Genomic DNA, 8,871 nt, shown 5'->3' on the forward strand with positions numbered 1-8,871 from the left:
CCCCACCCCGCCGCGCGGTCCGGCCGGGCCGCGCCCGGATACCGGGACGTGACCGACCCCCGTCCCGCGCATAACAGTGGTGTAACTTACTGTCAGTAGGAATACCGCTGTCCGTCACGTCCCCCGCTGACTGCCCGGTTGTTCCTGTCTCGGGGCGGTCACTCCCCAGCAGATCGGAATGCCCGAGATGCGACAGAGCTCCCTCGTGGTGGTGGCCAACCGCCTCCCCATCGACGACAGTGTGGCCCCTGATGGCGCCTGCGAGTGGCGACGCAGCCCCGGCGGCCTGGTCAGCGCGCTGCATCCCCTGCTGCGGCACACCCCGGCGACCTGGGTCGGCTGGGCCGGTGGCACCGGCCCGGCACCCGCCCTGCCCGATGTTGACGGCGTCCGGATGCACACCGTGCCGCTGACCCTCGACGATCTGCGCGACCACTACGAGGGCTTCGCCAACGCCACCCTCTGGCCGCTCTACCACGACGCCGTGGAGCAGCCGGAGCACCACCGGCGCTGGTGGGAGGCGTACCAGCGGGTCAACCAGCGGTTCGCCGAGGCGACCGCCGAGGTGGCCGAGGCCGGCGCGGTGATCTGGGTGCAGGACTACCACCTGCAGCTGGTGCCCGGCCTGCTCCGTGCGCTCCGACCCGACCTGCGGATCGGCTTCTTCCTGCACGTGCCGTTCCCCCCGCCGGAGCTGTTCATGCAACTCCCCCGCCGGGCCGAGCTGCTGCGCGGCATGCTCGGCGCCGACCTGGTCGGCTTCCAGCGGGCCCAGGCCGCGCACAACTTCGCCCAGCTGGCGGCCAAGGTGCTCCAGCTCCCCGCCACCGACCGGCGGATCGCCGTCGACGACCGGGTGGTACGCATCGGCGCCTTCCCGGTCTCCATCGACACCGCCGAGATGGCCGCCCTGGCCACCCGGCCCGACGTGGCCGACCGGGCCCGCCGGCTGCGCCACGACCTCGGCAGTCCCGACCAGGTCATCCTCAGCGTCGACCGGATGGACTACACGAAGGGCCTCGAACAGCGGCTCCAGGCCTACCGCGAGCTGCTCGCCGACGGGCACGTCAAGGTGCGCGACACGGTGCTGGTGCAGGTGGCGGTGCCGAGCCGGGAGCGGGTCGGCCAGTACCAGATCCTCCGCGAACGGGTGGAACGCGAGGTAGGGCGGATCAACGGCGAGTTCGGCCGGGTGGGTGAGCCGGCGATCCACTACCTCACCCAGCCCTTCGACCGCGCCGAACTCGCCGCGCTCTACCGGGTCGCCGACGTGATGGCGGTGACGCCGCTGCGGGACGGGATGAACCTGGTCGCCAAGGAGTACGTCGCGGCCCGGGTCGACGACACCGGCGCCCTGCTGCTCAGCGAGTTCGCCGGCGCCGCCGCGGAGCTGCCGCAGGCGTACCTGGTCAACCCGCACGACCTGGAAGGGCTCAAACAGGGGCTGCTCTCGGCGTTGCGGGCCAACCGCGAGGACGTCGGGGCACGGATGCGGGCCATGCGTGCGCACCTGCACCGGCACGACATCCACGCCTGGGCCCGCTCCTACCTGTCCACCCTGGACGAGAACGGCTCCCTGCTGACCCGGCTGGGCACCGGCGGCTGAGGCCCCACCGGCCGGCCAGCCCCATCGGCCCGCCGGTCGACCACGCCGGCGGTCACCGGCCGGCGGCCGGCGGCTCCTTCTCCAGCCAGTCCAGGATCGCGTCGACCGGCTCCCGCCACCGGGCGTCGAGCATCATGTCGTGCCCCATGCCGGGGAAGAGCAGCGGCGCCGAACCGTACCGCCGCGCCGCCCGGGTCAGCGCGGACGCCGGGACCACCCGGTCGTCCGGGCTGCCCAGCACCAGCACCGGCGGGCGCCCCACCGCCGGCTCGGCGTCCCGCCCGGCCAGCAGCTGCCACTGGGCGCGCCGGCCGGCCCGGCCCAGCCGGGAGACGTACCGCCGGGCCTCGTCCTCGGGCAGCTCCCGGCTGAACAGCTGGCGCCGGCTCAGCCGCAGCCGCCCGCCGACCACGGCCGGCAGCGTGCCGACCGGGTTGCGGCGCAGCGCCGCACCGAGCGTCGCCCAGCCGCCGAACACCGGCGCCACCAGTACCGCGGCCCGGGCCGGGTAGCGGGCCAGCGCATGGGCGACGACCAGCGCCCCGGCGCCGTGCCCCACCAGCACCGCCTGGCGCGGCAGGCTCGCCGCCACCTGCGTCACGTCGTGGGCGTACGCCCGCAGCGTCGCCTCCGGCGCCGGGCCGCTGCCGCCGTGCCCGCGCAGGCTCATCGCGTGCGCCGGGAACCCGCGGGACGCGGCGTGGTCCAGCCAGTGCTCGGCGAACGCCCAGGCGCCATGCCCGAACCCCGGTACGAACAGCAGCGGCGGACGCGCCTCCTCCAGCTCGGGGGTCACGCTGAGCACCTCACGCCGGACCGGGCGGACCGGGCGGGCCCACTCCCGCCCCCGCATGATCCGCACCTGCCGGCTCACCGCTGCGGCCTCTCGTTTTCGGCTGCGGGGCTCCGCCCCGCTGCACTCCTCACGCTCACCGGGAAGCCTCCAGGTCGTGCAGGGCGCGCTGGACGGCGCGCAGGTAATCGGCGTGAGCGACCTCGAACCAGTGCCGGGTGCTCTCCTTGACCGGCCCGGAGTAGCGCTCCCCGGCCTTCCCGGTCACCGTGGCGGCGAACGCCGCCGCCCGGTCCGGTCGGGTCAGGCGCAGCTGCAGCAGCCGGGCGAAGAGCACGCTCTGCCAGTGGGACAGGGTGAAGACGCCAGAGTCCGGCTGCACCAGGCCGGCCACCGCGAGGGTGGGGTGACCGGGGGCGAACGCGTTCAGCCAGAGCGTCGGCCGGCCGGTCCCCGCGTCGTCGCCGAGCACCTTGGGGTCGAGGAACTCGAAGCGCGGCAGGTAACCGGTGGCGAAGACGACCAGCTCCGGGTCGATCTGGCGCCCGTCGGTCAGCTCGACGGCGTGCGGGTGGAAGCGGGCGACGTCCGGCACCGGGGTGATCTGGCCGTGGCCGACGTAGTAGACGAGCTGGCTGTTGGCAATCGGGTGCGTCTCGTACACCCGGTGGTCGGGTGCCGGCAGGCCGAACCGGGTCAGGTCGCCGACGGTCAGCCGCAGCGTCCAGTGGTAGAGCCATTGCCGCACCCGGCGCGGCACCCGCAACGCCAGCAGCGCGTCGTTGACCTGGTCGGCCGGCCGGCCGAGGACATACTTCGGCGCGTACCAGTAGCCCCGGCGGGTGGAGTGCCAGCAGCGCGAGGCCTGCTGGGCGCCCTCGACGGCGATGTCGCAGCCGGTGTTGCCGGCGCCGACCACCAGCACCCGCTTGCCGCGCAGCTGGGCCGGGTCCTTGTAGGACGAGGCGTGCACGACCTCGCCCCGGAACTGCTCCAGCCCTTCGTAGCGGGGCAGCTTCGGTGACCAGTTGTGGCCGTTGGCCACCACCACGGCCGCGTAGCGGGAGGTGCGTTCCGGGCCGTAGCCGCCGGTGCTGCGGGTGGTGACGTCCCACCGGTCACCCTCGACCGGCTCGACGCGGACCACCTCGGTGCCGAACCAGATGTGCGCGCGCAGGTCGAAGTGGTCGGCGTACCGCTCGAAGTAGGCGAGCAGCTGGCTGTGGTGCGGGTAGTCCGGCCAGTCGTCCGGCATCGGGAAGTCGGGGAACTGGGTGAACGGCCGCGACGAGATCAGGTGCGTGCTGGCGTACACCGGGCTGCGGTCGTGCCGCCAGTTCCAGGCGCCACCGACGCCGGTCTCCCGCTCGTAGCAGTCGACGCCGAAGCCGTGCTCCTTGAGGTTCTTGATGGCGGTGAGGCCGCTGGCCCCGGCGCCGATGACGCAGACCGTGCCGCCCCGGTCGGAGACCGGGCGGCCGTCGCGGGTCAGGGCGAGCGTGGTCGCCTCCGGGTCGGGCCGGCCGTGGTCGGTGGAGGTGGACACCGGGAATCTCCTTTTGTGCGGCACGAGTGCCGGGTCGCCGCGAAATCCTCTCCACATCGGAGCCGGTTGTCCAGCCCCGGGGCGGGTCAGCCGCTCGCCGGCAGCAGCAGGTCGACCAGGACGGGGAAGTGGTCGCTGGCCCGGCGGGTCTGCGGGGTGTCCACCACGTCGTACCCGACCACGGTGATCCGCGGGTCGACGAGGAGGGCGTCGATCCGCCGCCGGGGGTTCGCGCAGGAGTAGGTGGGCCGGTCGGCCCGGTCCATGGCCACCGCGGCGTCGGTCAGCCCGCGCGCCACGGTCGCCCAGGCCGGCCCCGCCGGCTCCTCGTTGAGGTCGGCCGCCGCGATCACCGGCGTGGCGGCCGCGTCCAGCTCCCGCTTGAACAGGGCGGCCTGGCCGGGCCGCTCGACCGGGTCGGTGGACAGGTGCGAGCCGGCCAGGGTGAACCGGGCGTCCCGGCCGACCACACACTCGGCGTACGCGGCCCCGCGCAGGTGGCGGCCGGGGGTGAGCGGGAAGCGCTGGCAGCGGGTGGCGGTGACCCGCACCCGCAGGCTGGTGAGCAGCAGGTTGCCCAGTGCCGGCAGCCCGCCGGCAGCGACCACCAGGCCGAACGACTCGGCCAGCGCGGCGGAACGCTGCCGCCACCGGAACCGCCGCGGCCCCTCCTGCACGACGACCACGTCCGGCTTCGCTTCGCGGACCACCGCCGCCAGCGCGGCGGTGTCGTCGCGCTGGCTGTGGATGTTGTACGACACGACGCGCAGCGGCACGCCGGCGTCCCCCGCCGTCACCTCGTGAGCCGCCGGGCCAGGTCGGCGGCGCCGATGACGCCGGCGCTGTTGCCCAGCTCGGCCGGGCGGATCTCGGCCACCGGCAGCCGGCTGCGCTGGGCGAGCGCCTCGGTGAAGGACCGGCGGGTCGGCCCCATCAGCAGGTCACCGGCGTCGATCACGCCACCGCCGACGACCAGCACCTGCGGGTCGAGGATCTGCGCCATGTCGGCGAGGCTGGTGCCGAGCCAGCGGCCGACCTGGGCGAACGCCTCGGCGGAGACCGGGTCGCCACCCTGGGCGGCCGCGGTGACCATCCGGCCGGTGATCGCCTCGGCCTCCCCGCCGGCCAACTCCAGCAGGGCGGTGGCGCGGTGCGGCTCCTGGCGGGCCGCGGCGCGGGCGAACCGCACCAGCGCGCTGCCGCTGGCGTACTGCTCGATGCAGCCGAGCCGGCCGCAGCCGCACTGGTGGCCGTCCGGCACGGTGAGCATGTGGCCCAGTTCGGCGGCGATGCCGTTCGCGCCGCGCAGCAGTTCACCGCCGAGCACGATGCCGCCGCCGACGCCCGTACCGATGGTGAACATGACCATCGAGTCGTCGGCGTCCCGGGCCGCGCCGTGCCGGAACTCGGCCCAGGCGGCCACGTTCGCGTCGTTCTCCACGATCACCGGCAGGCCGGTCGCCCCGCTGACGTACTCCCGCAGGGGTTCGTCGCGCCAGGCCAGGTTGGGCGCGAAGAGCACGACGGAGCGGCTGGCGTCGATCCAGCCCGCCGCGCCGATGCCGACCGCCGCGACCGGATGCCCGGCCGCCAGGTCGCCGACCAGGTCGATGATGACGTCCCGGGTCTTGCCGACGTCGTCGGCGGGAGTGTCCCGTCGGGCCTGCACCAGCACGCTGCCGGTGTCGTCCACGACACCGGCGGCCACCTTCGTGCCACCGACGTCGACTCCGATGGTCAGCGTCACCGCTGCCACTCCCCTCTGCTGTGCTGCCCGGCGCCGGCGGGCGGCCGGCGGGTCGCGGGATGTGCGTGGTCAGGCCCGGTCGCCCGGAATGTCCTCGCCCGCGTCGCCGGGCACCCGCGAGGCGGGCACCACGGGACGGTCGACCGTCCGGGCGGCCACCGGGGCCGCGGGCCCGGCGGCGTCGACGGGCGGTGCGGCGGCCGGGACGGCCCCGTCCTCCGCCCGCGTCGCCGCGGACCAGACGTCCCGCTCCGGCGCCGGCTGAGAATCATGCCCGGTGCGGGTGGCCTCGCGCCACACGTGGTCGCCCCCGCCGGCCCGCTCCGCGGTCGCGGCGGGCTCGGCGGCCGGGTCCGCGGCCTCCCCGGCCGGCTCCGGCGGGGCGAACGCGCGCAGCAGGCTGGCCACTCCGGCGGCGAGATCACCCGCGCCGGTGGCGAGTCGCTCGGCGAATTCCGGACTCGGGTCGCGCAACGCCGCGATACCGCGACAGACAGGGCAGACGCAGCATTCGGCCGTACCGGTGGCGAAACCGCCCCCGGTGGGCCCGCTCGCCCCACCCGGAGGGGCGCTGTGACCGAGGACACTCGACACGATCCCGCCCAGCGGACCCCACGGGCCACCGCCGGAGCCGGCCCCGGCCAGCCGGGCCGTGGCCAGCAGGGTGGCCACCAGCCGCTCCGCCTCTTCCCGGGCCGAACCCGGATCCATCGCACCCATGGTCGGCTCCTCCATGCCCGCCGGCCGCGTCACTGCGCCGCACCGGGTGCTTCTACCCGGCGCTTGAGCTGCTTCAACGCGGCGTCCATGATCATCTTTTCGGCCTTGCGGCGGAACATGCCGAGCATCCCGACGGAGAGCTCGACCTCCAGGGTGTAGGTCACCGTGGTGGTGCCGTCCGGGTTACCCACCAGGTCGTACGACCCCCGCTGGGCCTTCTGCATCTTCGACGGCGCCAGCAGGTGCCACTCGATCCGGGAGAGGTCCTCGGCGTACTCGTAGCCCAGCACGTACTCGTCGGCCATCACCCCGGCGTCGAGGGTGAACCGGACCTGGCTGGCATAGCCGTCCTCGTACTCCTCGATCACCTCCGCCCGCCGCACCGCGTCGGTCCATTCCGGGTAGCGCGGGAAGTCGCAGATGACCGCCGCCACCCGTTCCGGTGGCGCGCCGATGGTGATCGACTGGGTGGAGGAGTCCGCCATGGGGGGGAGGCTACCCGGCCCCAGGGGGCAACCTGCCTCTGCCACCCACCTGGGCGGGCGGGTAGGTTTCGACAGAGCCGATCCTCAGGCGACGTCCCGGCCCGGCCAGTGTGAACACGAGGAGTGCAGGTGCGCGAGTTCTCCGTCCCGCCGATCGTCACCGTCGGCGACGCGGCCAACCTCACCGACCCGGTGTGGGACAACGCCGAGGCCGCCCCGGACGCGGTCCAGTTCGTCCGCCCCACCGCCGCCGCCGACGGCGCGGGCCGGGCCTGGGCGGAGGTGACCTGCCGGCAGTTCCGCGACGAGGTGGTCGCGGTGGCCCGCGGCCTGGTCGCGGCCGGCATCCAGCCCGGCTCCCGGGTGGCGCTGATGAGCCGCACCCGCTACGAGTGGACCCTGCTCGACTACGCCATCTGGGCGGCCGGCGCGGTCACCGTGCCGATCTACGAGACCTCGAGCGCGGAGCAGACCGCGTGGATCCTGGCCGACTCCGGCGCGGTCGCCTGCGTGGTGGAGACCGACGCGCACGCCACGGTGGTGGCCGGCGTCCGGGACCGGCTGCCCGAGCTGGAGCAGGTCTGGCAGATCGACCGCGGTGGCGTCGACGAGCTGGTCACGGCGGGCGCGTCGGTCGATCCGGCCGAGATCCAGCGGCGGCGGGCCGCGATGCGCGCCGGCGACCTCGCCACCATCATCTACACCAGCGGCACCACCGGCCGCCCCAAGGGCTGCCTGCTGACCCACCGGAACATGTACGCCGACATCGCCAACGCCGTGCCGGTACTGCCGAACCTGTTCGGGGCGGGTGCGTCCACCCTGCTCTTCCTGCCGCTGGCGCACGCCTTCGCCCGGCTGATCCAGATCGGCGTGGTGCAGGCGCGGGCCACCATGGCGCACTGTTCGGACACCACGAACCTCGTCGCCGAGTTGCAGGACTTCCGCCCGACCTTCGTGCTCTCGGTGCCCCGGGTGTTCGAGAAGGTCTACAACGCCGCGAAGCAGAAGGCCGAGGCCGGCGGCAAGGGGAAGATCTTCGCCCGGGCCGAGGCGGTGGCCATCGCGTACAGCGAGGCACTGGAGGTCCCGGGCGGGCCGGGCCTGGCGCTGCGGGCCCAGCACGCCCTCTTCGACAGGCTGGTCTACCGCAAGCTGCGGGCCGCGCTCGGCGGCCGGTGCCGGGACGCGATCTCCGGCGGGGCCCCGCTCGGCGCCCGGCTCGGCCACTTCTTCCGCGGCGTCGGGGTGACCATCTACGAGGGCTACGGCCTGACCGAGACCTCCCCCGCCGCCACCGCGAACCTGCCCACCGGCGCCCGGATCGGCACGGTCGGCCGGCCGCTGCCCGGGGTGACCATCCGGATCGACGACGACGGTGAGATCCTGATCGCCGGTGACCTGATCTTCCAGGGCTACTGGCGCAACGAGGCGGCGACCGCCGAGGTGCTCGACCCGGACGGCTGGTTCCGCACCGGCGACCTCGGCCGGCTCGACAGCGACGGCTTCCTGAGCATCACCGGCCGCAAGAAGGAGATCATCGTGACCGCCGGCGGCAAGAACGTCGCCCCGGCCGTGCTGGAGGACCAGGTGCGGGCCCACCCGCTGGTCAGCCAGTGCGTGGTGGTCGGCGACCGACAGCCGTTCATCGCCGCCCTGGTCACCGTCGACGAGGAGGCGCTGCCGAAGTGGCTCGCGGGGGCGGGCCTGCCGGAGGACACCCCGGTCGAGCGGCTGCGCGAGCACGAGGGGCTGCGGGCGGAGATCCAGGTCGCGATCGACCTCGCCAACCAGGCGGTGTCCAAGGCCGAGGCGATCAAGGAGTTCCGGATCCTGCCCCGCGACTTCACCGAGGCCACCGGGGAGCTGACCCCGTCGCTGAAGGTCAAGCGGCAGGTCGTGCACAAGTCGTACGCGGCGGAGATCGCCGACATCTACCGAGGCTGACTACGATCCGTCACGTGCCCGCCTCGACGC

Annotated in this window: 8 protein-coding genes; 2 read left to right on the plus strand and 6 right to left on the minus strand. The window is 74.2% G+C overall.

Annotated features, from left to right (window positions below; all coding sequences use genetic code 11):
- Positions 1-187 precede the first annotated feature (187 nt).
- Positions 188-1,606, plus strand: a complete 1,419-nt coding sequence (locus C1I99_RS25575) for an alpha,alpha-trehalose-phosphate synthase (UDP-forming) (RefSeq protein WP_111136751.1) — start codon at positions 188-190, stop codon at positions 1,604-1,606.
- A gap of 52 nt (positions 1,607-1,658) precedes the next feature.
- Here the strand turns inward: C1I99_RS25575 and C1I99_RS25580 are convergent, their stop codons facing one another.
- The 6 genes from C1I99_RS25580 to C1I99_RS25605 all read right to left on the minus strand — a co-directional run bounded on the left by C1I99_RS25580 (position 1,659) and on the right by C1I99_RS25605 (position 6,897).
- Positions 1,659-2,480: an alpha/beta hydrolase gene (locus C1I99_RS25580; protein ID WP_111136746.1), complete on the minus strand. Its 822-nt coding sequence runs from the start codon at positions 2,478-2,480 to the stop codon at positions 1,659-1,661.
- A 55-nt stretch (positions 2,481-2,535) separates the two neighbouring features.
- Positions 2,536-3,945 (minus strand): flavin-containing monooxygenase, encoded by a 1,410-nt coding sequence (locus C1I99_RS25585; protein ID WP_111136747.1) that lies wholly within the window; start codon positions 3,943-3,945, stop codon positions 2,536-2,538.
- An 86-nt stretch (positions 3,946-4,031) separates the two neighbouring features.
- Positions 4,032-4,742, minus strand: coding sequence for an endonuclease/exonuclease/phosphatase family protein (locus tag C1I99_RS25590; RefSeq protein ID WP_111136748.1), 711 nt, complete (start codon positions 4,740-4,742; stop codon positions 4,032-4,034).
- Positions 4,739-5,701, minus strand: a complete 963-nt coding sequence (locus C1I99_RS25595; protein ID WP_199562390.1) for an ROK family glucokinase — start codon at positions 5,699-5,701, stop codon at positions 4,739-4,741. Before C1I99_RS25595 ends, C1I99_RS25590 begins: the two co-directional genes overlap by 4 nt.
- A gap of 60 nt (positions 5,702-5,761) precedes the next feature.
- Positions 5,762-6,412, minus strand: a complete 651-nt coding sequence (locus C1I99_RS25600; protein WP_111136752.1) for a hypothetical protein — start codon at positions 6,410-6,412, stop codon at positions 5,762-5,764.
- A gap of 29 nt (positions 6,413-6,441) precedes the next feature.
- On the minus strand, positions 6,442-6,897 hold the full coding sequence (locus tag C1I99_RS25605) for an SRPBCC family protein (protein WP_111136750.1): 456 nt from the start codon (positions 6,895-6,897) through the stop codon (positions 6,442-6,444).
- A 129-nt stretch (positions 6,898-7,026) separates the two neighbouring features.
- Here C1I99_RS25605 and C1I99_RS25610 point away from each other — a divergent pair, with 129 nt between their 5' ends.
- Positions 7,027-8,841, plus strand: coding sequence for an AMP-dependent synthetase/ligase (locus C1I99_RS25610; RefSeq protein ID WP_111136753.1), 1,815 nt, complete (start codon positions 7,027-7,029; stop codon positions 8,839-8,841).
- Positions 8,842-8,871: the final 30 nt, after the last annotated feature.

This window comes from Micromonospora deserti, assembly GCF_003236335.1.
Classification (GTDB): Bacteria; Actinomycetota; Actinomycetes; order Mycobacteriales; family Micromonosporaceae; genus Micromonospora; species Micromonospora deserti.

Excerpts from the sequence above, each read along its gene's own strand:
- C1I99_RS25575 (WP_111136751.1), top strand. The coding sequence starts at position 188 with ATGCGACAGAGCTCCCTCGTGGTGGTGGCCAACCGCCTCCCCATCGAC.
- C1I99_RS25600 (WP_111136752.1), bottom strand. The coding sequence starts at position 6,412 with ATGGGTGCGATGGATCCGGGTTCGGCCCGGGAAGAGGCGGAGCGGCTG.
- C1I99_RS25605 (WP_111136750.1), bottom strand. The coding sequence starts at position 6,897 with ATGGCGGACTCCTCCACCCAGTCGATCACCATCGGCGCGCCACCGGAA.